This is a genomic window from Pseudomonas sp. PD9R (assembly GCF_019200975.1).
Taxonomy (GTDB): Bacteria; Pseudomonadota; Gammaproteobacteria; order Pseudomonadales; family Pseudomonadaceae; genus Aquipseudomonas.
The window spans coordinates 240,483-265,349 of sequence record NZ_JAHTMR010000005.1 but is presented as its reverse complement, the minus strand read 5'-3'; the positions used below and the strand labels follow the sequence as shown (position 1 = coordinate 265,349).

The 24,867-nt window shown below is 58.8% G+C and carries 24 protein-coding genes and 1 tRNA gene; 18 read left to right on the top strand and 7 right to left on the bottom strand.

The annotated features are described in order from the left end of the window. Positions 1-8 precede the first annotated feature (8 nt). The 9 genes from KUF73_RS13235 to KUF73_RS13195 all read left to right on the top strand — a co-directional run bounded on the left by KUF73_RS13235 (position 9) and on the right by KUF73_RS13195 (position 8,280). Entirely contained in the window at positions 9-968 is a 960-nt protein-coding gene (locus KUF73_RS13235; protein WP_218438473.1) for a DUF523 and DUF1722 domain-containing protein, read from the top strand. Then, positions 968-1,909 (top strand): MerR family transcriptional regulator, encoded by a 942-nt coding sequence (locus KUF73_RS13230; protein ID WP_218438472.1) that lies wholly within the window; start codon positions 968-970, stop codon positions 1,907-1,909. Before KUF73_RS13235 ends, KUF73_RS13230 begins: the two co-directional genes overlap by 1 nt. A gap of 13 nt (positions 1,910-1,922) precedes the next feature. After that, positions 1,923-3,368: a deoxyribodipyrimidine photo-lyase gene (phrB, locus tag KUF73_RS13225; protein WP_218438471.1), complete on the top strand. Its 1,446-nt coding sequence runs from the start codon at positions 1,923-1,925 to the stop codon at positions 3,366-3,368. Then, positions 3,361-3,783, top strand: coding sequence for a nuclear transport factor 2 family protein (locus KUF73_RS13220; protein ID WP_218438470.1), 423 nt, complete (start codon positions 3,361-3,363; stop codon positions 3,781-3,783). The genes phrB and KUF73_RS13220 overlap by 8 nt, the downstream gene beginning before the upstream one ends. Continuing rightward, complete coding sequence (locus KUF73_RS13215) at positions 3,780-4,562, top strand: SDR family oxidoreductase (protein WP_218438469.1); 783 nt, start codon at positions 3,780-3,782, stop codon at positions 4,560-4,562. Before KUF73_RS13220 ends, KUF73_RS13215 begins: the two co-directional genes overlap by 4 nt. Continuing rightward, entirely contained in the window at positions 4,559-5,806 is a 1,248-nt protein-coding gene (locus KUF73_RS13210; protein WP_218438468.1) for an NAD(P)/FAD-dependent oxidoreductase, read from the top strand. The genes KUF73_RS13215 and KUF73_RS13210 overlap by 4 nt, the downstream gene beginning before the upstream one ends. Continuing rightward, positions 5,803-6,618, top strand: coding sequence for a DUF1365 domain-containing protein (locus tag KUF73_RS13205; RefSeq protein ID WP_218438467.1), 816 nt, complete (start codon positions 5,803-5,805; stop codon positions 6,616-6,618). Before KUF73_RS13210 ends, KUF73_RS13205 begins: the two co-directional genes overlap by 4 nt. After that, on the top strand, positions 6,605-7,876 hold the full coding sequence (locus KUF73_RS13200; RefSeq protein ID WP_218438466.1) for a cyclopropane-fatty-acyl-phospholipid synthase family protein: 1,272 nt from the start codon (positions 6,605-6,607) through the stop codon (positions 7,874-7,876). Before KUF73_RS13205 ends, KUF73_RS13200 begins: the two co-directional genes overlap by 14 nt. Before the next feature lie 98 nt (positions 7,877-7,974). Next, positions 7,975-8,280 carry a YkgJ family cysteine cluster protein gene (locus KUF73_RS13195; RefSeq protein ID WP_218438555.1) on the top strand — a complete coding sequence of 102 codons (306 nt, stop codon included), beginning with the start codon at positions 7,975-7,977 and terminating at the stop codon, positions 8,278-8,280. Between the two features lie 120 nt (positions 8,281-8,400). On the opposite strand, the gene KUF73_RS13190 is transcribed toward KUF73_RS13195, so the two are convergent. The 6 genes from KUF73_RS13190 to hemA all read right to left on the bottom strand — a co-directional run bounded on the left by KUF73_RS13190 (position 8,401) and on the right by hemA (position 13,772). Next, positions 8,401-8,919 (bottom strand): acyloxyacyl hydrolase, encoded by a 519-nt coding sequence (locus KUF73_RS13190; RefSeq protein WP_218438465.1) that lies wholly within the window; start codon positions 8,917-8,919, stop codon positions 8,401-8,403. 120 nt (positions 8,920-9,039) lie between these two features. Further along, positions 9,040-9,831, bottom strand: a complete 792-nt coding sequence (gene murI / locus KUF73_RS13185; protein WP_218438464.1) for a glutamate racemase — start codon at positions 9,829-9,831, stop codon at positions 9,040-9,042. Continuing rightward, positions 9,824-10,579: a molybdopterin-synthase adenylyltransferase MoeB gene (locus tag KUF73_RS13180; RefSeq protein WP_218438463.1), complete on the bottom strand. Its 756-nt coding sequence runs from the start codon at positions 10,577-10,579 to the stop codon at positions 9,824-9,826. Before KUF73_RS13180 ends, murI begins: the two co-directional genes overlap by 8 nt. Then, complete coding sequence (gene prmC / locus KUF73_RS13175) at positions 10,573-11,403, bottom strand: peptide chain release factor N(5)-glutamine methyltransferase (protein ID WP_218438462.1); 831 nt, start codon at positions 11,401-11,403, stop codon at positions 10,573-10,575. Before prmC ends, KUF73_RS13180 begins: the two co-directional genes overlap by 7 nt. Beyond that, on the bottom strand, positions 11,404-12,486 hold the full coding sequence (gene prfA, locus KUF73_RS13170) for a peptide chain release factor 1 (protein WP_218438461.1): 1,083 nt from the start codon (positions 12,484-12,486) through the stop codon (positions 11,404-11,406). After that, positions 12,483-13,772: a glutamyl-tRNA reductase gene (hemA, locus tag KUF73_RS13165; RefSeq protein ID WP_218438460.1), complete on the bottom strand. Its 1,290-nt coding sequence runs from the start codon at positions 13,770-13,772 to the stop codon at positions 12,483-12,485. The genes prfA and hemA overlap by 4 nt, the downstream gene beginning before the upstream one ends. 302 nt (positions 13,773-14,074) lie before the next feature. On the opposite strand from hemA, the gene KUF73_RS13160 reads away from it, so the two are divergent. The 8 genes from KUF73_RS13160 (at position 14,075) to ychF (ending at position 20,995) form a co-directional block, all read left to right on the top strand. After that, complete coding sequence (locus KUF73_RS13160; RefSeq protein WP_218438459.1) at positions 14,075-15,799, top strand: tetratricopeptide repeat protein; 1,725 nt, start codon at positions 14,075-14,077, stop codon at positions 15,797-15,799. A 4-nt stretch (positions 15,800-15,803) separates the two neighbouring features. Continuing rightward, the gene (gene lolB, locus KUF73_RS13155) at positions 15,804-16,421 is read left to right on the top strand and encodes a lipoprotein insertase outer membrane protein LolB (protein ID WP_218438458.1); all 618 of its coding nucleotides are present in this window, start codon (positions 15,804-15,806) and stop codon (positions 16,419-16,421) included. 1 nt (position 16,422) lies between these two features. Beyond that, complete coding sequence (gene ispE, locus KUF73_RS13150; RefSeq protein WP_218438457.1) at positions 16,423-17,274, top strand: 4-(cytidine 5'-diphospho)-2-C-methyl-D-erythritol kinase; 852 nt, start codon at positions 16,423-16,425, stop codon at positions 17,272-17,274. 36 nt (positions 17,275-17,310) lie between these two features. Next, positions 17,311-17,385: transfer RNA gene (locus KUF73_RS13145), tRNA-Gln, on the top strand. Positions 17,386-17,431: 46 nt separating this feature from the next. Then, positions 17,432-18,373, top strand: a complete 942-nt coding sequence (locus KUF73_RS13140; RefSeq protein ID WP_003171603.1) for a ribose-phosphate pyrophosphokinase — start codon at positions 17,432-17,434, stop codon at positions 18,371-18,373. A gap of 142 nt (positions 18,374-18,515) precedes the next feature. Further along, complete coding sequence (locus KUF73_RS13135) at positions 18,516-19,118, top strand: 50S ribosomal protein L25/general stress protein Ctc (RefSeq protein ID WP_218438456.1); 603 nt, start codon at positions 18,516-18,518, stop codon at positions 19,116-19,118. Between the two features lie 169 nt (positions 19,119-19,287). Continuing rightward, positions 19,288-19,872, top strand: a complete 585-nt coding sequence (gene pth / locus KUF73_RS13130; protein WP_054045702.1) for an aminoacyl-tRNA hydrolase — start codon at positions 19,288-19,290, stop codon at positions 19,870-19,872. A 22-nt stretch (positions 19,873-19,894) separates the two neighbouring features. Next, positions 19,895-20,995 carry a redox-regulated ATPase YchF gene (ychF, locus tag KUF73_RS13125; RefSeq protein WP_218438455.1) on the top strand — a complete coding sequence of 367 codons (1,101 nt, stop codon included), beginning with the start codon at positions 19,895-19,897 and terminating at the stop codon, positions 20,993-20,995. A gap of 156 nt (positions 20,996-21,151) precedes the next feature. On the opposite strand, the gene KUF73_RS13120 is transcribed toward ychF, so the two are convergent. Then, positions 21,152-22,369, bottom strand: a complete 1,218-nt coding sequence (locus tag KUF73_RS13120; protein ID WP_218438454.1) for an MFS transporter — start codon at positions 22,367-22,369, stop codon at positions 21,152-21,154. Positions 22,370-22,702: 333 nt separating this feature from the next. On the opposite strand from KUF73_RS13120, the gene KUF73_RS13115 reads away from it, so the two are divergent. Then, on the top strand, positions 22,703-24,760 hold the full coding sequence (locus KUF73_RS13115) for a methyl-accepting chemotaxis protein (RefSeq protein WP_218438453.1): 2,058 nt from the start codon (positions 22,703-22,705) through the stop codon (positions 24,758-24,760). The last annotated feature ends 107 nt before the right edge of the window (positions 24,761-24,867 follow it).

Here is a 24,867-nt window from a genome sequence, read left to right as displayed (position 1 = left end):
GTGCGCCAATGCTCCTGTCCCCTGCCAAACCGAAAATCGCCATCAGCGCCTGCCTGATGGGAGCCGAGGTGCGCTACAACGGCGGGCATAAGGCGTCGCGACTGTGCAGCCAGATCCTCACCGACTATTTCGACTTCGTGACGGTCTGCCCGGAAGTGGCGATCGGCCTGGGCATTCCCCGCGAGCCAATTCGGCTGGTAGGTGATCCGAATCACCCCGAAGCCGTTGGCACGATCGACCGCGAGATCAACGTCACCCAGCCGCTGGCCGATTACGGCCGGACGATGGCGGCGGAACTGGACGATATCTGCGGCTACATTTTCATGCAGAAATCCCCGTCCTGCGGCCTGGAGCGGGTCAAGGTCTACCACGCCAACGGCACACCGGTGGACGGTGGTGGCCAGGGTATCTACGCCCGGGCATTTTGCGCACTGCACCCAAACTTGCCTGTAGAAGAAGACGGTCGCCTCAACGACCCGGTGCTGCGCGAAAACTTTCTCACCCGCGTGTTCGCCTACAGCGCCTGGCAGCAGCTGTTGCAGGAAGGCCTGACCCGCCGCTCGCTCACGGAATTTCACTCGCGTTACAAATACCTGCTGATGGCCCACAACCCGGTGCAGTACAAAACCCTCGGTAACCTGCTGGGCAATATGGGCCGCACCGATCCAAAAGAGCTTGGCCCACGCTATTTCAGCGAGCTGATGGCCGCCCTGAAAAAGTGCGCGACACGGCGCACCCACACCAACGTCTTGCAGCACATCAGCGGCTACCTGAAACAGGCGATCAGTGCCGAGGACAAGCAGGAGATGCAGCACGTTATTGGCCAGTACCGCCACGGCATCGTGCCGTTGGTGGTGCCCTTGACTCTGCTCAAGCATCACTTTCGCCAGCACCCGGACCCGTATATTGCGCAGCAGGTTTACCTGCAACCGCACCCGGAAAACCTCAGCCTGCGAAATGCGCTCTGATGAAAAACGCACTCGACTCCAGTGCCAGCGAAGACCTGGGCACCGACTTCAAAAAGGCCCTGGACGAGGGTTGGCTGCCGATCCGCGAAGTGGCGCGACAGACCGGCGTCAACGCCATCACCTTGCGCGCCTGGGAGCGGCGCTATGGCCTGATCGTGCCGCAACGGACGCCTAAAGGGCATCGACTGTTCTCGGCCGAACATGTGCAACGCATCCTGACCATCCTCACCTGGCTCAATCGCGGCGTTGCCGTCAGCCAGGTCAAGCAACTGCTCGACACTCCGCAGGCCTTCAGCGAATCCGTGGAAAATGATTGGCAGTTGCTGCGCCAGACCTTGCTGCAAGCGGTCATGCAACTGACCGAACGCACACTGGACGACACCGTTAACCAGGCGATGGCTCTGTATCCGCCACGGACCTTGTGCGAGCAATTGCTGATGCCCTTGCTCACAGAACTGGAGCAGCGCTGGCAAGGCCAGTTCGGCGCGCAGATGGAACGGGTATTTTTTTACTCCTGGCTGCGCAGTAAATTCGGTGCGCGCATCTACCATAACAACCGTCAGCTACACACCGCGCCGCTGCTGTTGATCAATCATTCGAACCTGCCACTGGAACCTCATCTGTGGCTGACCGCGTGGCTGATCAGTAGCGCCGATTGCCCGGTGGAAGTGTTCGACTGGCCACTCCCGGCCGGTGAACTGGCGTTGGCGGTCGATTATCTGCAACCCCGCGGCGTACTGCTGTATTCCAGCAAAGCCATAAACCTTTCGCAGCTGCCGAAACTTTTGAACGGCGTCAGTTGCCCAAAAATGATCGTCGGACCAACGGTATGCATCCACCAAGCCGAGTTGTCCGTAAGAACTTCAGAGATCGCTGATTTGTACCTGGCCGAAAATCCGTTGGCGGCCCATCAGGTCCTGGCTCAGCGCGGGCTTATTTAAAGTGAAGAACATCATGCAATTGATCTGGCTGCGCAGCGACTTGCGCCTACATGACAACACCGCCCTCTCGGCCGCCGCAGCGCGGGGCCCGACGGTGGCGGTCTACCTGTTGAGCCCGGAGCAATGGCTGGAACATGACGACGCGCCATGCAAAGTGGACTTCTGGCTGCGCAACCTGCGCGAGTTGAGCCTGGCGTTGGCCCAATTGAACATTCCCCTGCTAATCCGCAACGCCCCTCGCTGGGATGACGCGCCGGCGGTCTTGCTGGATGTATGCCAGCAGTTGCAGATCGATGCGGTGTACCTCAATGAGGAATACGGCATCAATGAATCCCGTAGGGACGCCGCGGTGGTCGAGACCCTGAATGCAGAAGGCATTGAAGTGCGGCGTTACCTCGATCAATTACTGTTCAAGCCTGGCAGCGTACTGACCAAAACCGGCACTTACTTCCAGGTCTTCAGTCAGTTCCGCAAAGTCTGCTACGAGCGCCTGCACCGGTCGCTGCCCAGCCTTGTCAGTACGCCAATGGCGCAAGCACCGCTGAACATTGCCAGCGATACGATTCCGACCCGTATCGAAGGATTCGCAACGCCAACCGAAAGTTTGCGTGCATTGTGGCCGGCCGGCGAGGCCGAAGCCCGTCGCCGCCTTGACACCTTCGCCGACACTCAAATCGACTATTACCAAAGCGAGCGGGACTTCCCGGCGAAACCCGGCACCAGCCAACTCTCGGCCTACCTTGCCGCCGGCGTGATTTCCCCCCGCCAGTGCTTGCACGCCGCGCTGCAAAGCAATCAGGGCGAGTTCGAAAGCGGCAAGGTCGGTGCCGTCACCTGGATCAATGAACTGCTGTGGCGCGAGTTCTACAAACACATTCTGGTGGGTTATCCACGGGTTTCCCGGCACCGTGCTTTCCGGCCGGAAACTGAAGCGCTGGCCTGGCGCGACGCTCCCGAAGAACTGACCGCGTGGCAAGAAGCACGCACCGGCCTGCCAATCATCGACGCCGCCATGCGCCAACTGCTGGAAACCGGCTGGATGCACAACCGCCTGCGCATGGTTGTGGCGATGTTTCTGACCAAAAACCTGTTGATCGACTGGCGTGAAGGCGAACGCTTTTTCATGCGTCACCTGATCGATGGCGACCTGGCGGCGAACAACGGCGGCTGGCAATGGAGTTCATCCACCGGCACCGACTCGGCACCGTACTTCCGGATCTTCAACCCCCTGAGCCAGTCGGAAAAATTCGACGCCGAAGGGTTGTTCATCAAGCATTGGTTGCCGCAGCTGGCCGGGTTGAACAAAAAAGAAGTGCACAACCCGGCACAACTCGGTGGTCTGTTCAGCGTTGCCCATTATCCAGTGCCAATCGTCAATCTCGGTATGTCTCGCGAACGGGCGCTGGCTGCGTTCAAGAACCTGCCGTCGCGGCAAAGTGCCGGAGACGACCATGAGTAGTTTCTTGCGGCAATTTGCCCGGCAGTTTTCAGCATTGGACAAAGACAATCTGCAACGCCTCGACGAGCTCTACACCCCAGACGTGCGCTTCACTGATCCGCTGCACGACGTACAAGGCCTTGGCCACCTGCGCACTTACTTCGCCGAGCTGTACGCCAATGTCAGTGAACTGCGCTTCGATTTTCATGGCTTTGACCAGATCGGCGAAGGCGAAGGTTACTTGCGCTGGGTCATGAGCTACCGTCATCCGCGCCTGGCAGGTGGCCGGCTGATTCGGGTCGACGGCTGCTCACATTTGCGCTGGCGCGACAAAGTTTATTGCCACCGGGATTACTTCGATGCCGGGGCACTGCTTTACGAACATCTACCTGTGTTGGGCCGAGCGATTGCCTGGCTGAAAAGGAGAATGGGATGAGCTTTACAACGCCACGAAGGTATTGGCTGACCGGCGCCAGCAGTGGTATTGGCGCTGCGTTGGCCGAAGAAATCCTCAAGACCGGCGCCCACCTGGCCGTCAGTTCACGTACGTTGGCACCGCTGAAAGTCTTGTCTCAGCGTTATCCGGGGCAAGTGCTGGTGGTGGCCGGCGACTTGACCAACAGCCAGACCGTGCGTGAAATCGGCGAACAGATCGCCGAGGCTTGGGGGTCGCTGGACACGGTCATTCTGAACGCCGGCACCTGCGAATACGTGGATGCAAAGCAGTTCGATGCCTCGATCATCGAGCACGTGGTACGCACCAATTTGCTGGCCAGCAGCTATTGCATCGAAGCCGCTTTACCGCTGCTGCGGGCGGGTATTGCCCCGCATCTGGTGGGCGTGGCCAGTTCGGTCACATACCTGCCGCTGCCCCGAGCGGAAGCCTATGGCGCCTCGAAAGCTGGAATGCGCTATCTGTTCGAGTCGTTGCGCATCGATCTGGCACCGGAAGGTATTGAAGTCACCGTGGTCAGCCCGGGATTCGTCGACACGCCGCTGACGGCGAAAAACGACTTCCCTATGCCCATGAGCTGGCCTGCAGATAAAGCCGCGCGACACATCTTCGCCAAGCTCAAGGATCGGCCGCTGGAAATCGCGTTTCCAGGGATGTTCATGGCGGCCCTCTGGCCAATGTCGAAATTACCCGACCGGATAAAACTGGCGATCGGCAAGCGTATGGTGCGCAGCAATCCGCCCATCAAGGACCAGCCGTGAACATTGCCATCATCGGCAGCGGTATTTCGGGACTGACCTGCGCCTATCTGCTCAATCGCAGTCACGAGATCACCCTGTTCGAGGCCAGCGACTGGGTCGGCGGCCATACCCACACCGTGGACGTCACGGTTGATGGCCGCAGCTACGCGGTGGACACCGGTTTTATCGTGTTCAATGACTGGACATACCCGAACTTCATTCGCTTGCTGGGGCAGCTCGGCGTGGGTTTCAAACCCACCGAAATGAGTTTCTCGATCACCGACCCGGACTCCGGCCTGGAGTACAACGGCAATAATCTCAACAGCCTGTTCGCCCAGCGATGCAACCTGCTTTCCCCGGGGTTCTGGGGCATGCTGCGGGACATCCTGCGCTTCAATAAAGAAGCCCTGCGCGACCTGGAAGAACAACGGATCAAAGCCGACACCACGCTGGATGATTACTTGCAGGCCGGCGGCTACGGCGAGCGTTTCATCCTGCATTACATCGTGCCGATGGGTGCCGCGATCTGGTCGATGCCGATGGCGGACATGCTGGCCTTCCCGCTGCAATTGTTTGTCAGGTTTTTCAAGAATCACGGCCTGCTGTCCGTCAACCATCGACCGCAATGGCAGGTCATCGAGGGCGGCTCTAGCGCTTACATCGACCCGTTGACGGCCAGCTTTCGCGAAAAAATTCGTCTCAACTGCGCCGTCACGCGGGTCGAGCGCGATGTGGACGGCGTACTTATCCACAGCCGCGACGGTAGCGAGCGCTTCGACAAAGTGGTGTTCGCCTGTCACAGCGATCAGGCGCTGAAACTGTTGGCCACACCGAGCGAGGCCGAACAATCGATCCTCGGCGCGCTGCCCTATGCCGACAATGAGGTGGTACTGCACACCGATACGCGCCTGCTGCCTGAGCGAAAACTCGCCTGGGCCAGCTGGAACTTTCGCCTCAGCGGCTCGGGCCATACACACGCCGCCGTCACCTATGACATGAACATCCTGCAAGGCATTCAGAGCGATACCACATTCTGCGTGAGCCTCAACCAGAGCGCCGTCATCAGTCCGTTCAAAGTGCTCGCCAAATACACCTACGCTCATCCGCAATTCAGCCTGGCAGCGGTGGCCGCGCAAGCGCGCCGGGAGGAACTGGAGGGCGCACAACACACCTATTATTGCGGTGCCTATTGGGCGAACGGTTTTCACGAAGACGGTGTGGTCAGCGCACTGCGGGTTGCCCATGCGTTCGGAGAATCCCTGTGAACAGCGCCCTGTATAGCGGCTGGATCGCCCATCGGCGCTTCGCCCCGCGCCGCCACCAGTTTCGCTATCGGGTTGGCCTTCTGTACCTCGATCTCGACGAACAGGACACCGTCTTCAGCTTGTCGCGACTGGCGGGGTTCGGCCGCTTTGCGCCGTTTTCGTTTCGTGAAAGCGATTACCTCAAAGCCCATACCGGCAACGGCATGCGCCTGATCGACGCGGTTCGCCAACAGGTCAGCGAGGCCATCGGGCATGCACCGCAAGGCTCGGTTTGTCTGCTGACCCAACCGCGCAGCTGGGGTTTGTCGTTCAACCCGGTGAGTTTTTTCTATTGCCATGAAGCGGACGGGCAACTGGCGGCGATTGTCTGCGAAGTCAGCAACACGCCGTGGCGCGAGCGCTATCACTACGTGTTGCCGGCCAAGGCCCCGCAAGACCTGCTGGATTTCCATCAACATTTCAGCGTGCCAAAAGCCTTTCATGTGTCGCCCTTTATCCCGCGCGACATCCAGTACCGCATGAGTTTCAGCCCGGTCGCCAAAAAACTTGGCGTGCATATGGCCGACTGGCAAGGCGAGGAGAAACTGTTCGACGCCACGCTCACGCTCAAACGTGAAGCCCTGGATCGCGCCAGTCTGCACCGTTACTTGCGACGCTTTCCGTGGATGACCGCAAAAACCGCGCTGGCGATCTATTGGCAAGCCCTGCGCCTGCTGCTCAAGCGCGTGCCGTTGTTTGCTCATCGTGACGCCGACGGCAGCTTTCAAACCGCCACCGTCCTGACCAAGGATCGCCGCCATGAAATCCTCTAGCGTCACGGTCAAAGGCAACCTGTTCAGCCCCCACGGCCTGACTGGATCGCTCCTGCGGCGTGGCGTGTTGCGTCAACTGGCGCAGCTCAAACATGGGCAATTGGTGCTGATTGAAGACGGTGAACGCCACGTCTTCGGCAGCGCCGGCAGTCGATTGCTGGGGGAAATTCATATCCTCGATGCCGCCGCCTGGGGGCTGGTCGCAAGCAACGGTTCGATAGGCGCGGGGGAAGGGTTCATCCAGGGTTACTGGAGTTCACCGGACCTGACCTCGGTGGTCAGGGTGTTCGTCAGCAACCTGGACGTACTCGACGGCATGGAAGGCGGCCTGGCGAAACTGGGTCGGCCTCTGGTTCAAGCGCTGCACTGGCTGAACCGCAACACGCGCAAGGGCTCACAGAAAAACATCGCCGCCCACTACGACCTGGGCAACGACCTCTTCGAACAATTTCTCGATCCGACCATGATGTATTCGGCGGCGCAGTTTTTGACCGACGAGGACAGCCTGGAACAGGCGCAGCTGAATAAACTGGAGCGGATCTGCCAGAAGCTGGCCCTGAAGCCGACGGATCACCTGCTGGAAATCGGCACCGGTTGGGGCAGCATGGCGCTGTATGCGGCGCAGCGTTACGGCTGCCAAGTCACGACCACCACGTTGTCCAAAGAACAGTACGCGTTTACCGCACGAAGGATCATCGACCTCGGCCTGCAAGACCAGATCACCTTGTTGCTCAAGGACTACCGCGACCTCACCGGCCAATACGACAAACTGGTGTCGATCGAGATGATCGAGGCCGTCGGCCACCGCTTCCTGCCGACCTACTTCAAGCAGTGTGCACACCTGCTCAAGAGCAACGGCCTGATGTTGTTGCAGGCAATCACCATCCGCGAGCAGCGCTACGAACAGGCCAAGGACAGCGTCGATTTTATTCAGCGCTACATCTTCCCGGGCGGTGCCCTGCCCTGTGTGCAGAAGATGCTGGAGATCGTCAGCCGTGACACCGATATGAACTTGCTGCACATGGAAGATTTTGGCCTGCACTACGCGCGAACCTTGCGCCTGTGGCACGAGAATTTTCGCCGAGCCCATGGCCGCTTGAGTGAATTGGGCTACGACGACTATTTCCTGCGGTTGTGGGAGTTCTACCTGTGTTACTGCGAGGGTGGTTTCCTGGAGCGCACCATTGGCACCGCGCAGTTGCTGTTGGCAAAACCCTCGGCGATCACCGCGCCGCTGCTCGGCCGTTTCGATGCCTGAACGCAGCACGGGTCATCTACCCGGCTGAAACCTGGCGTCACATGAGCGTCCGTCAGAGCTTTCACACAGTGCCGAGCGACTGCCTTACACTGCGCGCCATGAAAACCATTCCCCATACACAAATCGCCGAGCCAGTGGTCACCTGCTCGACTTGCGCAGCCTGCTGCTGCCAGCTCGAAGTGATGCTGATCACCGACACCGGCGTGCCCGAGCGGTTTATCGACACCGATGACTGGGGCGGGGAAGTCATGCTGCGGCTGGATGACGGCTGGTGCGCCGCGCTGGATCGCAACACGATGATGTGCACCATCTACGAAAAACGCCCGCTGATTTGCCGAGAGTTCGAGATGGGTGCGCCGGAGTGCATCGAAGAGCGCCAGGGGATTTCGACGGCGTATCGCTGAAAGTGAATCAATTTGCCCACTGTGGGAGCGAGCCAGCTCGCGATGGCGGTATATCTGCCAACTCAATATTGAATGTCAGACCGCAATCGCGAGCAGGCTCGCTCCCACAGAGTGATGTGCTTACAACGGCATCGTGTAATGCAGCGCGTAGCTTTCTATACCGTCGTTCGGGTTGCTGATGCCGGCGTTTGAATAGTGTGTCGCTCGAATCCCGACTTCATGTCCGCCAGCAAAGCGCAGACCAAAACCGAGGCGGTCTTCAAACTGAAAGGCTGTGCCGAGGTGGTTGTCTTCAACTTGAGTATGCGAGAACACCGCCACACCCACTCCTGCTTCGACGTAAGGTTTGACGTTCTGGCCGGAAAACTCGTAAACAAACACGGGCGAAAAAGAGAGGCTGTTATTGCTGGACGCCTCGTCACCTTCCCAATAGGTGTAAGCGCCGCTCCAGTAACCAGTCAGGCGGCCGACATCGGTCTGCCACCAACTCTTGTCCCAATCGAATTGCATACCCAATCGATACGTCATGGTCGAATCGCTGGTCTGGCCGACGCTGAACTCTACGCCTGCCGCCTGCGCGGTAAAACTGTGCCCCATCAGTGCGGCCGCAATCGCAGCCAAGCAGAACAGTCGCTTCATTAGAAACTTCCTTTTCCGAACGATTTCGTTTGGTTTTTTTGTTGCTCGACACTCACTGCTATAGAAGTCGGCGATTTATCAGAAGTTCACCCCGATTTTTCGTATGCCCCCGAGACCTGCTTACCCTTTGAAGCTTTGCACAACGCCAGCGTTATTCCACAGTATCGGCAATATATTTCTGAAATGCAGGGGATCGGCGCTGGTCCAGAATTGCGCCGCACGCGCAGGACCATCGGCGAGCAAATCACGCTCGGCCAAAAGACGTTGAAGTTGTCGTGCAACAGCGGCGCCGGTGTCGATCAGGCTGATGTCGTCGGGGATCATCTGCTTGAGCAGTGGCTTGAGGAAAGGGTAATGGGTGCAGCCGAGAATGATGGTGTCCGCGCCTGCTGCGAGCAGCGGCTGGACGTAGCGCTCAAGTAATTGACGCAGGACGGGGCTGTGCAGATCACCGTTTTCAATCAATTCCACCAACCCGGGACAAGGCTGGGTGATCACTTGCACATCGGTGGCGAAACGGTCGAGCAACGCGGCGAACTTGGCGCTCTGCAACGTGCCGGTCGTAGCCAGCACTCCAACCACGCCACTGCGGGTCGCGGCAGCGGCCGGTTTGACCGCGGGCTCCATGCCGACGATGGGCCACGTGGGGTAGTCGCGTCGCAGATCGGCAACGCCCGCGACGGTGGCGGTGTTGCAGGCCAGCACCAGGGCTTTGGCGCCCTGCTGTTGAAAAAACCTGGCCATGACACTGCAACGCTGCTGGATAAATTCCGGCGTTTTCTCGCCGTAGGGAATATTGCCGCAATCGGCAACATACAGCAGAGACTCGTTGGGCAATAACTGCTGGATCTCGGCCAGCACCGAAAGCCCACCGACGCCGGAGTCGAACACGCCAATTGGCGCTTCACGCATGCTTCGGCCCGCAAACGCTACAACCCGGATCACGCTTGACTCGCAACTCTCGAAAGCGCGAGCCCAAGGCATCGATCAACAACAGGCGCCCCACCAGCGGCTCACCGAAACCTGCCAGCAGCTTTAGCGCTTCGAGTGCTTGCAGGCTGCCGACCAACCCCACCAGCGGACCGACCACACCCGCTTCGCTGCAGGTCAATTCAGCCTCGCTGCCATGCCCGTATAAACAGTGGTAGCACGGGCTCTCCGGCCGACGCGGGTCGAACACCGACAATTGCCCTTCGAGGCGAATGGCCGCGCCGCTGACCAAAGGTTTGGCGGCGGCCACGCAAGCGGCGTTGACGGCTTCGCGAGTTGAGAAATTGTCGGAACAGTCGAGTACCAGATCCACCCCCGCCACGGCGGCGGCCAAAGAGTCTTCATCCAGCGCATTGCGATGGGCGACCAGTTGAATCTCGGGGTTGATCGCGCTCAGGCGTTTGATCGCCGAATCGACTTTGCTCATGCCGACACTGTCGGTGTCATGAATGATCTGGCGTTGCAGGTTGGTCAGGTCGACCGTATCAAAGTCCGCCAGATGCAACTCGCCGATGCCTGCGGCAGCGAGGTACAGCGCCACCGGCGCGCCGAGACCACCAAGCCCGACGATCAGCACGCGACTTTCTTTCAAGCGCAATTGCCCGTCGATGTCGATGTGCTGCAACAGAATTTGCCGGCTGTAGCGCAGCAATTCCTGATCATTCAGCATGGCAGGCGCCCCAGACTGATGCGTTGATGACCGCCCAGATCGGTGCGGCTGTGGACGTCTTCAAAGCCGCGGGTCAGCAACAAATCACGCACGGCCTCGGCTTGATCGTAACCGTGTTCGAGCATCAGCCAGCCACCCGCCTCCAGATGATCCGGCGCCTGGGCCACGATCAAGCGCAGATCGTCGAGGCCGTCGACACCCGCCACCAATGCGCTGGCCGGCTCGAAGCGCACATCGCCTTCCACCAAATGCGGATCGGACGACGCAATGTAGGGCGGGTTGCTGATGATCAGTTGGAAACGCTGACCTTCCAGAGCGCTGAACCAATGGCTGCTCAGCACTGTGGCGTTGTTCAGGTGCAGGCGCTGGCGATTGCGTTCGGCCAGGGCCACGGCCTCCAGCACGCGGTCGACGGCGGTGACCTTCCACGCCGGGCGTTCGCTGGCCAGGGCCAGGGCAATTGCACCGGTGCCGGTGCCAAGGTCGAGGACGGTGGCGGGTGTGGCCGGCAACAGTTCCAGAGCCGCCTCCACCAGCAACTCGGTGTCCGGGCGCGGAATCAGCGTGTGCGGCGCGACTTCCAGATCCAGCTTCCAGAAACCCTGCTGCCCCAGAATGTAAGCCACCGGCTCACCGCTGCGACGACGCTGCAAGTACTCGGCAAAGGTCAACGCCGCCTCGCTGGGAACAATACGTTCCGGCCAGGTGTGCAGGAAGCTGCGGGACTTGCCCAACGCGGCCGCCAGCAACAATTCGGCATCCAGACGCGCGGTGGGCGAGTCGGGCAATTCAGCGGCGCGCAACAAACTGGCAATGATCGTCATTTACTCACCTATCGCTGCCAGTTGATCGGCCTGATATTCGGCCAGTAACGGTTCAATCACCGCATCGACGCCACCGGCGAGGATTTCGTCGAGGGAATACAGCGTCAGGTTGACCCGATGGTCCGTGACCCGGCCCTGGGCAAAGTTGTAGGTGCGAATACGCTCAGAGCGATCACCCGAGCCCACCAGCAATTTACGCTCGCTGGCGATGGCATTGGCGGCGGCGCTGGTCTGCTGGTCGTTGAGCTTGGCCGACAGCCAGGACATCGCCCGCGCACGGTTCTTGTGCTGCGAACGCTCTTCCTGACACTCGACAACGATACCGGACGGCAAGTGCGTGATGCGGATCGCCGAGTCGGTCTTGTTGACGTGCTGGCCACCGGCACCGGAAGAGCGGTAAGTATCGACCCGCAGATCCGCCGGGTTGATCTCGATCGCTTCTTGTTCATCCGGCTCGGGCAATACCGCCACGGTGCAGGCCGAGGTGTGAATGCGCCCTTGGGATTCGGTCGCCGGAACCCGCTGTACACGGTGGGCACCGGATTCGAATTTCAGCTTGCCGTACACGTTATCGCCTTCAACCCGGGCAATGACTTCTTTATAGCCGCCGTGTTCGCCTTCGTTTTCCGAAAGGATCTCCACTCGCCAGCCGCGCCGCTCGGCGTAACGCGAATACATGCGGAACAGATCGCCGGAGAAAATTGCCGCCTCGTCGCCACCGGTGCCGGCGCGGATTTCGAGGAACACGTTGCGCCCATCGTTCGGGTCTTTGGGCAGCAGCATGCGTTGCAGACTGGCTTCCAGTTCAACCAGACGTTCCTTGGCTTCGCGGACTTCTTCCACGGCCATTTCACGCATGTCCGGGTCGCTGTCCTTGAGCAGAGCCTGAGCGCCTTCGAGGTCGCCCTGAACTTTGAGCAGCTGTTTATAGGCTTCGACAATCGGTTCGACTTCCGCGTATTCCTTGGAATAGGTGCGGAATTTGTTCTGATCGGAAATGACCTCGCCGTCGCCAAGCAACGCAGTCAATTCCTCGAAACGGTCCTGGAGGATGTCCAGTTTATTGAGCAGTGACGCTTTCATTGCGGTTTCTTATCCGAAAAGCTTTCCGATGGGCCCTCACCGAGGGCAAAGAGTTCCTGGGCCATCGCCAGCGCATCAAGGCGACCTTCGGCAGAGAGCTTTTTCAACTGCACGCTCGGTGCGTGCAACAGTTTGTTGGTCAGGCCGCGGGCCAGTTGCACCAGCACTTCTTCGGCGTTGCTGCCGTTAGCCAGCATGCGCTGGGCCTTTTGCAACTCTTCGTCGCGCATGCGCTCGCTTTGTTGACGATAGGCCTTGAGCACGTCGACCGCCGCCAACTCGCGCAGGCGCACCATGAAATCTTCGGCGCCCACCGAGACCATTTCTTCCGCCGCTTGTGCGGCGCCTTGACGGCTCTTGAGGTTCTCGGCGACCACTTCGTGGAGATCGTCGACGCTGTACAGGTAAACGTCGTCCAACTCGCCGACTTCAGGCTCGATATCCCGTGGAACGGCGATATCCACCATGAAAATCGGTTTGTGCTTGCGCAGTTTCAGCGCACTTTCCACGGCGCCTTTACCGAGAATCGGCAACTGGCTGGCCGTGGAGCTGATGACGATGTCGCTGCGCACCAGCTCCGCCGGAATATCTGACAGCAGCACAGCATGGGCACCGAACTGCTCAGCGAGCATGCTCGCGCGCTCCAGCGTGCGGTTGGCCACGACGATGCGTTTTACCCCCAGTTCATGCAGATGACGGGCGACCAGGGTGATGGTTTCACCGGCACCGATCAGCAAGGCCTGGCTGCGTTGCAAGTCGCTGAAAATCTGTTTCGCCAGGCTCACCGCGGCAAACGCCACGGACACCGGGTTTTCACCAATGGCCGTGTCGGTGCGCACTTGCTTGGCCGCATTGAACGTGGCCTGGAACAAGCGCCCGAGCAACGGACCCACGGTGCCGGCTTCGCGAGCCACGGCGTAGGCCGATTTCATCTGACCGAGAATCTGCGGCTCACCCAACACCAGCGAATCGAGCCCGGAAGCCACCCGCATCATGTGACGAACTGCCGCATCATCTTCGTGCACATAAGCGCTCGCGCGCAGTTCTTCGAGGCTCAAATGATGATATTCGGCCAGCCAGCGGAGCACGATGTCAGCCGACAGGTGATCCTGTTCTATATAGAGTTCACTGCGATTGCAGGTGGAGAGGATCGCAGCTTCGCGGCTGTCGGTAAGTCGGCAGAGCTGCTGTAAGGCCTCCACCAGCTGCTCAGGAGTAAAAGCCACGCGCTCGCGGACGTCTACTGAAGCAGTCTTGTGGTTAATACCGAGTGCAAGGAAGGCCATTCAAAGTCGCTGATGGTGACGTGAAGCCGGCAATTGTCCTACTTCGCCAGATTCAGAACAACTACTCGATATCTATTGGCGTGGTAGGTGCTGCCGCAGATTGCGAGCAGTTCTCGTTCAGCCTTCATGTAGGAGCTGCCGAAGGCTGCGATCTTTTGATCTTGAAAAACAAAATCAAAAGATCGCAGCCTTCGGCGGCTCCTACATGGACTGGGTGACGGGGTAAATTTCGGGGCCGGTTATGTTTGGCCGAAGGCTTGTGTCATGATGATCCGACCGCAGGTTAGTCGTCCTCTTCCTATATGAATAGATCTTCCGCGTTGCTCCTCGCTTTTGTCTTCCTCAGCGGCTGCCAGGCCTTGGCACCCGTTTCGTCGGACGGCACGTCGCCGGTCGAAGACAGCACTCCGGCCCCTGAAAAGCCCAAGGTTTACAGCTCGTTCAGTGAAGACACAGTCTTCAGCCTGTTGAGCGCCGAACTGGCTGGCCAGCGCAATCGTTTCGACATTGCCCTGGACAACTATGTGACCCAGGCCATCAATACTCAGGATCCGGGCATCTCGGAGCGGGCATTCCGCATCGCCGAATACCTGGGCGCCGATCAAGCCGCCCTGGATACCGCCCTGATCTGGGCAAAAAACGCGCCGAACGACCTCGAAGCGCAGCGGGCTGCCGCCGTGCAACTGGCCCGGGCCGGTCGTTATGACGACTCCATGGTTTATATGGAGAAAGTCCTGCAGGGCAAGGGCGACACCCATTTCGACTTCCTCGCCCTGTCCGCCGCCGATACCGACCAGGACACGCGCAACGGTTTGATGAAAAGCTTCGACCGTTTGCTGCAGCGCCATCCGAACAACAGCCAGCTGATTTTTGGCAAGGCGTTGCTGATGCAACAGGATGGCGACACCAAAGGCGCGCTCACCCTGCTGGAAAACAATCCGCCGGAGGACGGCGAAATCGCACCGATTCTGCTGCGCGCGCGGTTACTGCAATCACTTGATCGCGGTGGCGAAGCATTGCCATTGCTGCAAAAAAGCATCAAGAAATACCCGGACGACAAACGTCTGCGCCTGACTTACGCGCGGATGCTGGTTGAACAAGACCGCATGGACGACGCCAAAGCCGAGTTCTCGAGCCTGGTTCAGCAATACCCGGAAGACGACGAACTGCGTTACTCCCTGGCGCTGGTCTGCCTGGAAGCCAAAGCCTGGGACGAGGCCAAGGGTTATCTGGAAGACCTGATCGCCCGGGATAGCCATGTCGACTCAGCACACCTGAACCTCGGTCGCATTGCCGAAGAGCGAAATGATCCGCAAGGCGCGTTGATCGAGTACGCCAAAGTCGGACCGGGCAACGATTACCTGCCGGCACAATTGCGCCAGGCCGACATTCTGATGAACAACGGCAAGACCGCTGAAGCCCAAAGCAAACTGGCGGCTCAGCGCGACGAGCAACCGGATTATGCGATCCAGTTGTACCTGATCGAAGCTGAAACCCTGTCCGCCAACAATCAGGGCGACAAGGCCTGGAATGTCCTGCAAAAAGCCCTGCAGCAATATCCGGACGATCTGAACCTTCTTTACACCCGGGCCATGCTCGCGGAAAAACGCAATGACCTGGCGCAGATGGAAAAAGACTTGCGGCAGATCATCAAGCGCGATCCGGACAACGCCATGGCGCTGAACGCGCTCGGCTACACCTTGTCTGATCGTACGACGCGTTACGCTGAAGCCAAGGCCCTGATCGAACAGGCTCATCACATCAATCCGGAAGATCCGGCGGTGCTCGACAGCCTTGGCTGGGTGAATTACCGCTTGGGCAACCTCGACGAAGCTGAACGCCTGCTGCGTCAGGCACTGGAGCGGTTCCCCGATCAGGAAGTCGCCGCACACCTGGGCGAAGTCCTTTGGGCCAGCGGCAAGCAACGCGAAGCCAAACAAGTCTGGGGCAAGTTCCTCAAGGAACAGCCTGATAGCCCAGCTCTGCGCAGTACCATCAAACGCCTGACCGGATCAGAGACTCTTTAAGATTATGTTCTTGCGCCACGTTATCGTTTTCAGTTTCATCGCCCTGCTCGCCGGTTGCGCAGGTTTCGGCGCCCGCGAATCCGTCGAGGGTCACGGCAACACTGCCCAATGGCGTGAACACAAGCAGCAACTGACCGGCCTCGACGGCTGGCAGATCGACGGCAAGATCGGCATCCGCGCACCAAAGGACTCGGGCAGCGGCACGCTGTTCTGGTTGCAGCGCCAGGATTACTACGATATCCGCCTGTCCGGCCCTTTGGGTCGTGGTGCTGCACGCCTGACCGGGCGTCCCGGCAAGGTTTCGCTGGAAGTTGCCAATCAGGGACGCTATGAAGCACCGAACCCGGAAATCCTGCTTGAAGAACAACTGGGCTGGAAATTGCCGGTGTCCAACCTGGCCTGGTGGGTCCGCGGGCTCCCGGCCCCAGACAGCAAAAGCCGTCTGACGCTGGACGCCGATAGCCGTCTGGCCAACCTGGAACAGGATGGTTGGCAGGTCGAGTACACCGCCTACACCGAGCAAAATGGCTACTGGTTGCCCGAGCGGATCAAACTGCACGGCACCGACCTTGATGTCACCCTGGTGATCAAGGCTTGGCAACCGCGCAAATTGGGGCAGTAACATGCCAGTCAATCGCCTGACCCTGCCCTCACCGGCCAAACTCAATTTGATGCTGCACATTCTCGGTCGCCGTGAAGACGGCTATCACGAGCTGCAGACGCTGTTTCAGTTTCTCGACTATGGCGACGAAATCACTTTCGCCGTGCGCGATGACGGCGTCATTCGATTACACACCGCGTTCGAAGGTGTCCCGCACGACAGCAACCTGATCGTCAAGGCCGCCAAAAAACTTCAGGAACAATCCGGCTGCGCGCTCGGCATCGATATCTGGATCGACAAGATCCTGCCCATGGGCGGCGGAATCGGTGGTGGCAGTTCGAATGCAGCAACGACGCTGCTGGGCCTCAATCATCTCTGGCAGCTGGGTTGGGATGAAGATCGGCTGGCTACGCTCGGCTTGACGCTGGGTGCTGACGTTCCGGTTTTCGTACGCGGCCACGCGGCTTTCGCCGAGGGTGTGGGGGAGAAACTGACCCCTGTAGAGCCGGAAGAACCGTGGTATCTGGTGCTCGTACCGCAAGTCTCTGTAAGTACGGCAGAAATTTTTTCAGATCCGTTGTTGACACGTAACTCACCGCCCATTAAAGTGCGCCCCGTTCCCAAGGGAAACAGTCGAAACGACTGCTTGCCAGTAGTAGCAAGGCGTTATCCAGAGGTACGTAACGCATTGAATTTGTTAGGTAAATTTACCGAAGCAAAACTTACTGGCACTGGAAGTTGTGTGTTTGGGGGCTTCCCAAGCAAAGCTGAAGCTGATAAAGTCTCGGCCCTTCTTACAGAGACCCTTACAGGGTTTGTAGCAAAAGGAAGCAACATCTCGATGTTGCACCGCAAGCTGCAAAGTCTGCTCTAAAGGAACCGATTACTGGGTAATCGTTGCAACAGATACAGGGGCGTCGCCAAGCGGTAAGGCAGCAGGTTTTGATCCTGCCATGCGTTGGTTCGAATCCAGCCGCCCCTGCCATTTTCCTATACTCATCCAGGTTACCCTCAGCCTTCAGGTACTGCGCGTGTCCAAGATGATGGTCTTTACGGGGAACGCTAACCCCGATCTGGCTCGGCGTGTTGTACGTCAGCTGCATATCCCTCTCGGTGACATTTCTGTCGGTAAGTTTTCCGACGGCGAAATTACAGCCGAGATCAATGAAAACGTCCGCGGTAAAGATGTCTTCATTATTCAGCCGACTTGCGCTCCGACCAACGATAACCTGATGGAACTGGTAGTGATGGCTGACGCCTTCCGCCGCTCCTCGGCTACTCGTATTACTGCTGTTATTCCTTACTTTGGTTATGCCCGTCAGGATCGCCGTCCGCGTTCCGCACGTGTGGCTATCAGCGCGAAAGTCGTTGCTGACATGCTTACCGTAGTCGGCATCGACCGTGTTCTCACGGTTGATCTGCATGCTGACCAAATCCAGGGTTTCTTCGATATTCCGGTAGATAACATCTACGGCTCCCCGGTTCTGGTGGATGACATTGAAGATCAGCGCTTCGAAAACCTGATGATTGTGTCCCCGGACATTGGTGGCGTCGTGCGTGCACGTGCTGTTGCCAAATCCCTGGGCGTGGATCTCGGGATCATCGACAAACGCCGTGAGAAAGCCAATCACTCTGAAGTGATGCATATCATCGGTGATGTCGAAGGGCGTACCTGTATTCTGGTCGATGACATGGTCGATACCGCCGGCACTCTGTGCCACGCGGCCAAGGCCTTGAAAGAGCATGGCGCAGCCAAGGTTTTCGCTTATTGCACGCACCCTGTGTTGTCGGGTCGGGCGATCGAAAACATTGAAAATTCCGTGCTGGACGAGTTGGTGGTAACCAATACCATTCCTCTGTCCGCTGCAGCACAAGCCTGTGCACGTATCCGTCAACTGGATATCGCACCGGTAGTTGCCGAGGCGGTCCGCCGCATCAGCAATGAAGAATCGATCAGCGCGATGTTCCGCTAAGGGCCCTGCCCTTCTCGAAATGTCTCGTTGACGAAAAGCGCCCCGCCCCGGCATTCCTGTCGGGGCGGGGCTTTTTTGCCCATATCGCCTTTAGCGCTGGTCGCAAACGCTGGGGCGAATGTGGTTATTTTGGAGATACAACATGAACGATTTTACTCTGAATGCTGAAGTGCGTTCCGACCTGGGGAAAGGTGCGAGCCGCCGCCTGCGTCGTCTCGCAAGCCTGGTTCCAGCTGTAGTTTACGGTGGCGAAAAAGCCCCTGAATCCATCAGCATGCTGGCTAAAGAAGTTACCAAACTGCTCGAAAACGAAGCGGCTTACAGCCACATCATCGAGCTGAACGTTGGCGGCACCAAGCAAAACGTAATCATCAAGGCTCTGCAGCGTCACCCGGCCAAAGGCCACGTGTTGCACGCTGACTTCGTACGCGTAGTTGCCGGCCAGAAGCTGACCGCTATCGTTCCTGTGCACTTCATCAACGAAGCTGCTCCAGTGAAGAAAGGCGGCGAGATTTCGCACGTTGTTGCTGAAATCGAAGTGTCCTGCCTGCCAAAAGACCTGCCTGAATTCATCGAAGTTGACCTGGCTAACGCCGAAGTCGGCTCGATCATTCACCTGTCCGACATCAGCGCTCCTAAAGGCGTTGAATTTGTTGCTCTGGCTCACGGTAACGACCTGGCTGTTGCCAACGTTCACGCTCCACGTGTTGCTCCAGAAGCTCCAGCTGAAGGCGCTGCAGAGTAATTTCACTCTGTACGCCGGAGTGACCGGAAACATCGCGGACTAGAGCGTAGCGAGAAAGCGGGCGAGAACGCGGAGTTTACATAATGGTAAATGAGCAATTTTCGTCCACTTTCGCCGCACACCCTGATTGCGGCGATGTTATCCACCACTCCAAGGAAGGGCCCCTATCGTGACTGCCATTAAACTGATCGTTGGCCTGGGAAATCCAGGCGCTGAATACGAACAGACCCGGCATAACGCAGGGGCCCTTTTTGTTGAGCGCATCGCGAACGCGCAAGGTGTGAACCTTGTAGCCGATCGCAAATATTTCGGCCTGACCGGGCGCTATTCGCACCAAGGTCAGGATGTTCGTCTGTTGATTCCCACCACCTACATGAACCGCAGCGGCCAGGCCGTAGCGGCACTCGCCGGTTTCTTCCGCATCAAGCCCGAAGAAATCCTGGTGGCACATGACGAACTCGACCTGCCTCCGGGCGTTGCCAAACTCAAATTGGGCGGCGGCCATGGCGGTCACAACGGGTTGCGCGACATCATTGCGCAATTGGGCAATCAGAATACGTTCTACCGCTTGCGGCTTGGCATTGGCCACCCGGGCGTTGCCAGTATGGTTTCAAATTTCGTCCTGGGTCGTGCGCCACGCGCCGAACAGGAAAAACTCGATGCCAGCATCGACTTTGCCCTCGGCGTGCTGCCGGATATCCTCGCCGGTGAATGGAACCGCGCGATGAAAAACCTGCACAGCCAGAAGGCCTGACTCTTATCCGAGGGGAAACACCATGGGATTCAATTGCGGCATCGTCGGCCTGCCTAACGTCGGCAAGTCCACCCTGTTCAACGCCCTGACCAAATCCGGTATCGCGGCCGAGAACTTCCCCTTCTGCACCATCGAGCCCAACACCGGTATCGTGCCGATGCCGGACCCGCGCCTGGAAGCTCTGGCAGCCATCGTCAATCCAAAGCGCATCCTGCCGACCACCATGGAATTCGTCGACATCGCGGGCCTGGTTGCCGGCGCGTCGAAAGGTGAAGGCCTGGGCAACAAATTCCTGGCCAACATCCGCGAAACCGATGCCATCGCCCACGTGGTCCGCTGCTTCGAAGACGAGAACGTGATTCACGTCTCCAACAGTGTCGACCCGAAACGCGACATCGAAATCATCGACCTGGAACTGATCTTCGCCGACCTCGACAGCTGCGAGAAGCAATTGCAGAAAGTCGCCCGCAACGCCAAGGGTGGCGACAAGGATGCCGTGGTCCAGAAAGGCCTGCTGGAGCAACTGATCGCTCACTTCACCCTCGGCAAGCCTGCGCGCACGCTGATGAAGAACATGGGTGCCGACGATAAAGCGGTGATCAAAGGCTTCCACCTGCTGACCACCAAGCCGGTCATGTACATCGCTAACGTCGCTGAAGACGGTTTCGAGAACAACCCGCTGCTGGACATCGTCAAAGCCATCGCCGAAGAAGAAGGCGCCATGGTGGTTCCGGTCTGCAACAAGATCGAAGCCGAAATCGCCGAACTGGAAGATGGCGAAGAGAAAGACATGTTCCTCGAAGCCCTGGGCCTCGAAGAGCCTGGCCTGAACCGCGTAATCCGCGCTGGCTACGAGATGTTGCACCTGCAAACCTACTTCACCGCCGGCGTCGAAGAAGTCCGCGCCTGGACTGTCCGCGTGGGCGCCACCGCACCGCAAGCCGCTGGCGTGATCCACACCGACTTCGAAAAAGGCTTCATCCGCGCCGAAGTGATCGCCTATGACGACTTCATCCAGTACAAGGGTGAAGCCGGGACCAAGGAAGCCGGTAAATGGCGCCTCGAAGGCAAGGACTACATCGTCAAAGACGGCGACGTAATGCACTTCCGCTTTAACGTCTAAGTTTTCTCAAGACGAAGCACCTGCCCAAGAAAAAGCCGCGTTTGATACGCGGCTTTTTTGTACCTGTCAGATTGCCAAAAGATCGCAGCCTTCGGCAGCTCCTACATAAACAGGCAATACCCTGTAGGAGCTGCCGAAGGCTGCGATCTTTTGATCTTATGCTTTTTTGGTTCGTGGCAAAAAGATCGCCAACACACCCAGCAACGGCAAAAACGAACACAGGAAATACACGTACTCAATGCCGTGGATATCCGCCAGATGCCCCAGCAGTGCAGCGCCAATCCCGCCAAAACCAAACATCAAACCGAAGAACACCCCGGCAATCATCCCGACATTGCCCGGCACCAGTTCCTGCGCATACACCACAATGGCCGAGAACGCCGAGGCCAGGATGAAGCCGATGACCACGCTGAGAATACTGGTCCAGAACAGGTCGACGTGCGGCAGGATCAAGGTGAACGGTGCAACGCCGAGGATCGAGAACCAGATCACCGCCTTACGCCCGATCTTGTCGCCGATCGGTCCGCCGAAGAAGGTGCCCGCGGCGACCGCACCGAGAAACAGGAACAGGTGCAGTTGCGAACTGGCCACGGACAGGTCGAACTTTTCAATCAGGTAAAAGGTGAAGTAACTGGTGAGACTGGACATGTAGAAATACTTGGAGAACACCAGCAACCCGAGCACCACCAGCGCACTGATTACGCGCCCCTTGGACAAACCGTGAGTCGCTGCCTGCCCCTGTTTGAGCTTGAACAGGTTCAAGTGATTGGCGTACCAACGGCTGATCCGGTAGAGCACAAACAGCGCAAACACGGCGAACAAACCGAACCAGGCCACATGCCCTTGCCCATAAGGAATGATGATCGCCGCCGCCAGCAACGGACCAAACGCCGAGCCCGCATTGCCACCGACCTGAAAGGTCGATTGCGCCAGGCCGAACCGCCCGCCTGAGGCCAGCCGCGCCACCCGAGAGGCCTCCGGATGGAAGGTCGAGGAGCCAACACCGATCAAGCCCGCCGCCAGCAAAATCAGCGGAAAACTGCCGACCACCGACATCATCAGAATCCCGATCAGGGTGCAGATGGTGCCCGTTGGCAACAGCCATGGCTTGGGATGGCGATCGGTGTAATAACCGACCCAAGGCTGCAACAGCGAAGCTGTCAGCTGAAAGGTCAGCGTGATCAGCCCGACCTGGGTGAATGTGAGGCCGTAATTGGCCTTGAGCATCGGATAAATTGACGGCAACACAGACTGAATAAGGTCATTGATCAAATGCGCCAGCGCCACCGCGCCGATGATGCGCATGACCAAGGGGCTGCTTTGTGGAGGTGCGGACGCCGACGTAGCGCCGGTCTGGGCATTGCTGATAGCCATGAGGTTTTCCGTACAGCGGATGGGGACAAACGGGCAGGTGCGCCAATGTGCCATTTTTCGGTGCGATCGCGCCATCCCCTTAGCCTGCTAACGACATCGTTTTTTTGCCATGGAAAAGTTGATAGCGCAAAGCCATGGTCTGAATCTTGCCTTGCTTATCCGCTTCAACGCGGCCCCCTTACAAAGGGGACCGGAATGGGAAGTTTCACCACAGAGTCGGCCTACAGAGCTGACAAAGGTGACCTTTCGAGGCCTTTTACAAGGGCACAGATCGGGGTCGCAAAGACCTCGACGCACGCCGATGGTGCGTGGTGCCCAAAGGAGTCATGGGGCATGCAGGCTTTTTTATCACCGGGGATCGGGCTGCTGGGGCGTTTTGGCTTCGCACGTAAATTTCAGCTGCTGTTTCTGCTGTTTATCCTGCCACTGGCCGGCAGTCTATTGATGATCGGCCAGGAGTATCGCGACAAATTGAACCTGATCTCCGGCGAACGTGCCGGGGTTCGTCAACTGCTCGCGCTGGATGCTCTTGATAACCTGCTTGCAGCCCAGCGTGATCGCGCGGCTCGCTGGCGCGCGACCGAAACCAATCGCCAGCCGACACCGGCGACTTTGGCCGCCATGGCCGCATTCGACGCGGTTCAGCCTGCCGTCGCCCAGGCCGCCTCGGACCTGAATAGCGCCCTGCAAAAAGAGGACGCCGAAGGTGAAACCCTCGCGCGCTTTCAAGCACTGCAAACCGCCCTCAATGGGCTCGACTCGAAGAGCCTGAGCAGCGTTGGCTGGTGGCCAGACGGCTACGATCGCTTTACCAACGCGTTGAGCGCTTTGCAGGCTCTGCGCGAACAGATCGCCATGGACAATCGCCTGACCCTCGCGCCATGGCTTGAGACTTATCTACTGACGCAGATTTCCACTCAACATGCACCCGACCTTATCGAGCGCGTGGGCCGCTTGGCCAGCGTCGGTCAGGCTTCGGTGGTGTCCGGGCAATTCACCCTGCAAAGCCGCCTGCAATTGCGCGACTTGCGCAGCCGTATCGGCGACGCCAGAGAGCAGCTTGTGAAAACCGCCGGCTTGCTCGAAGCGCGGTTACCCAGCGCCCTGCAAAACTGGGCCGGGCAATACCATGACAGCCTCAAACGCCTCGACGCAGGCTTGAAGGTTCTGGATGACGGTGTATTCGGCGGCAGCATCAACCTCAAGCCGGACGACTTCGAGCGCAGCCTGGACGCCCTGCTTACCGACCTCGCCTCGTTGCGCCAACAATCGCTGCTGTCGCTGGATCAGCGCCTGGACTACTACCACGATTCGGCTATACGCCAGTTCATCATCGTCGCGACCATTTTTGGCTGCCTGCTGCTGGCCGCGCTGTATCTGTTCATCTGTTTGCAGGCGTCGATCCGTCGCAGTGCCAGCGGCATCACCTTGCTGGCCGAGGCCCTGCGCGACGGCAATCTGAGCTTGCAAGTACCGGTTCAAGGCCGGGACGAACTGGCGGCGATCAGTACCGCCCTCAACGTCGCCGTGGTGCAATTGCGCGCCAGCCTGTTGGGGGTCGATCACGAAACCCTGCAACTGAGCAACGCGGTGCAAACCCTCAACCATCACTCCGCAGATGCCTTGGGTGAAGTCGAAGCCCAGCAATTGCAGATCAGCCAGATCGCTGCTGCCGCGACGCAACTGGCCGCGACCTCCCAAGGTGTCTCCGAGAGCTGCGTACGAGCCTCTGGCAGTGCGCAGCACACTCAGCGCATCGCCGCCGACAGCAGCCGCGACAGTCAGCGCACGACCGCGAGTATTCAGCAGCTCAATCAGCGCTTGAACGACACTGCGGCGGCGCTGGGCCGCGTCAGCGAGCAAGGCCAGCAGATTCAACTGGTGGTCGACACCATTCGCGGTGTCGCCGAGCAGACCAACCTGCTTGCACTCAATGCTGCCATTGAGGCTGCTCGCGCGGGCGAACAGGGGCGCGGCTTTGCGGTGGTGGCCGATGAAGTGCGCAGCCTGTCGCAACGCACACAGTCCTCGACGGCGCAGATCGCCGGTACGGTCGACAGCCTGCGCAGTACGGTGAATGAAGCGGTCAGCCTGATGGAAGCAGCGTGCGGCCAGGCACAATCCGATGCGCATGCTGTCACCGGTCTCGGTGAACGGTTGGGGGAAATTGCCAGCGCCGTGCAGGGCGTTACCGATACCCTGGCGCAGATCGCCACGGCGGTCGACGAGCAAGCGAGCACTGCCGACGAAGTCAGCGGCAACATCCAGCAAGTGGATCAGGCGGCAGTTCGCTTGCTCGAAGGCGCACGGGCAGTGAACCTCGCGGCAGACACCTTGAGCCACGGCAGCAAGGCCTTGAGCGCCAATACCGGCAGATTTCAGCTCAGATGATGCCCTCCCCTGACCCGTTTTTTCGGGTCAGGAGGATAAGCGGTTGAAAGTGTAGAGAAATATTTTAGATTTACGCTTGACGCATCTGCATTACCGGTGAATAATGC

Bases quoted from the DNA above. Each gene is read 5' to 3' on its own strand.
- KUF73_RS13160 (WP_218438459.1), top strand. From the start codon at position 14,075: ATGAATAGATCTTCCGCGTTGCTCCTCGCTTTTGTCTTCCTCAGCGGC.
- phrB (WP_218438471.1), top strand. From the start codon at position 1,923: ATGCAATTGATCTGGCTGCGCAGCGACTTGCGCCTACATGACAACACC.
- KUF73_RS13235 (WP_218438473.1), top strand. From the start codon at position 9: ATGCTCCTGTCCCCTGCCAAACCGAAAATCGCCATCAGCGCCTGCCTG.
- prmC (WP_218438462.1), bottom strand. From the start codon at position 11,403: ATGACGATCATTGCCAGTTTGTTGCGCGCCGCTGAATTGCCCGACTCG.
- KUF73_RS13215 (WP_218438469.1), top strand. From the start codon at position 3,780: ATGAGCTTTACAACGCCACGAAGGTATTGGCTGACCGGCGCCAGCAGT.
- KUF73_RS13200 (WP_218438466.1), top strand. From the start codon at position 6,605: ATGAAATCCTCTAGCGTCACGGTCAAAGGCAACCTGTTCAGCCCCCAC.
- KUF73_RS13230 (WP_218438472.1), top strand. From the start codon at position 968: ATGAAAAACGCACTCGACTCCAGTGCCAGCGAAGACCTGGGCACCGAC.
- ispE (WP_218438457.1), top strand. From the start codon at position 16,423: ATGCCAGTCAATCGCCTGACCCTGCCCTCACCGGCCAAACTCAATTTG.
- ychF (WP_218438455.1), top strand. From the start codon at position 19,895: ATGGGATTCAATTGCGGCATCGTCGGCCTGCCTAACGTCGGCAAGTCC.
- KUF73_RS13195 (WP_218438555.1), top strand. From the start codon at position 7,975: ATGAAAACCATTCCCCATACACAAATCGCCGAGCCAGTGGTCACCTGC.
- hemA (WP_218438460.1), bottom strand. From the start codon at position 13,772: ATGGCCTTCCTTGCACTCGGTATTAACCACAAGACTGCTTCAGTAGAC.
- KUF73_RS13220 (WP_218438470.1), top strand. From the start codon at position 3,361: ATGAGTAGTTTCTTGCGGCAATTTGCCCGGCAGTTTTCAGCATTGGAC.
- prfA (WP_218438461.1), bottom strand. From the start codon at position 12,486: ATGAAAGCGTCACTGCTCAATAAACTGGACATCCTCCAGGACCGTTTC.
- murI (WP_218438464.1), bottom strand. From the start codon at position 9,831: ATGCGTGAAGCGCCAATTGGCGTGTTCGACTCCGGCGTCGGTGGGCTT.
- KUF73_RS13190 (WP_218438465.1), bottom strand. From the start codon at position 8,919: ATGAAGCGACTGTTCTGCTTGGCTGCGATTGCGGCCGCACTGATGGGG.
- KUF73_RS13180 (WP_218438463.1), bottom strand. From the start codon at position 10,579: ATGCTGAATGATCAGGAATTGCTGCGCTACAGCCGGCAAATTCTGTTG.
- KUF73_RS13120 (WP_218438454.1), bottom strand. From the start codon at position 22,369: ATGGCTATCAGCAATGCCCAGACCGGCGCTACGTCGGCGTCCGCACCT.
- KUF73_RS13115 (WP_218438453.1), top strand. From the start codon at position 22,703: ATGCAGGCTTTTTTATCACCGGGGATCGGGCTGCTGGGGCGTTTTGGC.
- lolB (WP_218438458.1), top strand. From the start codon at position 15,804: ATGTTCTTGCGCCACGTTATCGTTTTCAGTTTCATCGCCCTGCTCGCC.
- KUF73_RS13135 (WP_218438456.1), top strand. From the start codon at position 18,516: ATGAACGATTTTACTCTGAATGCTGAAGTGCGTTCCGACCTGGGGAAA.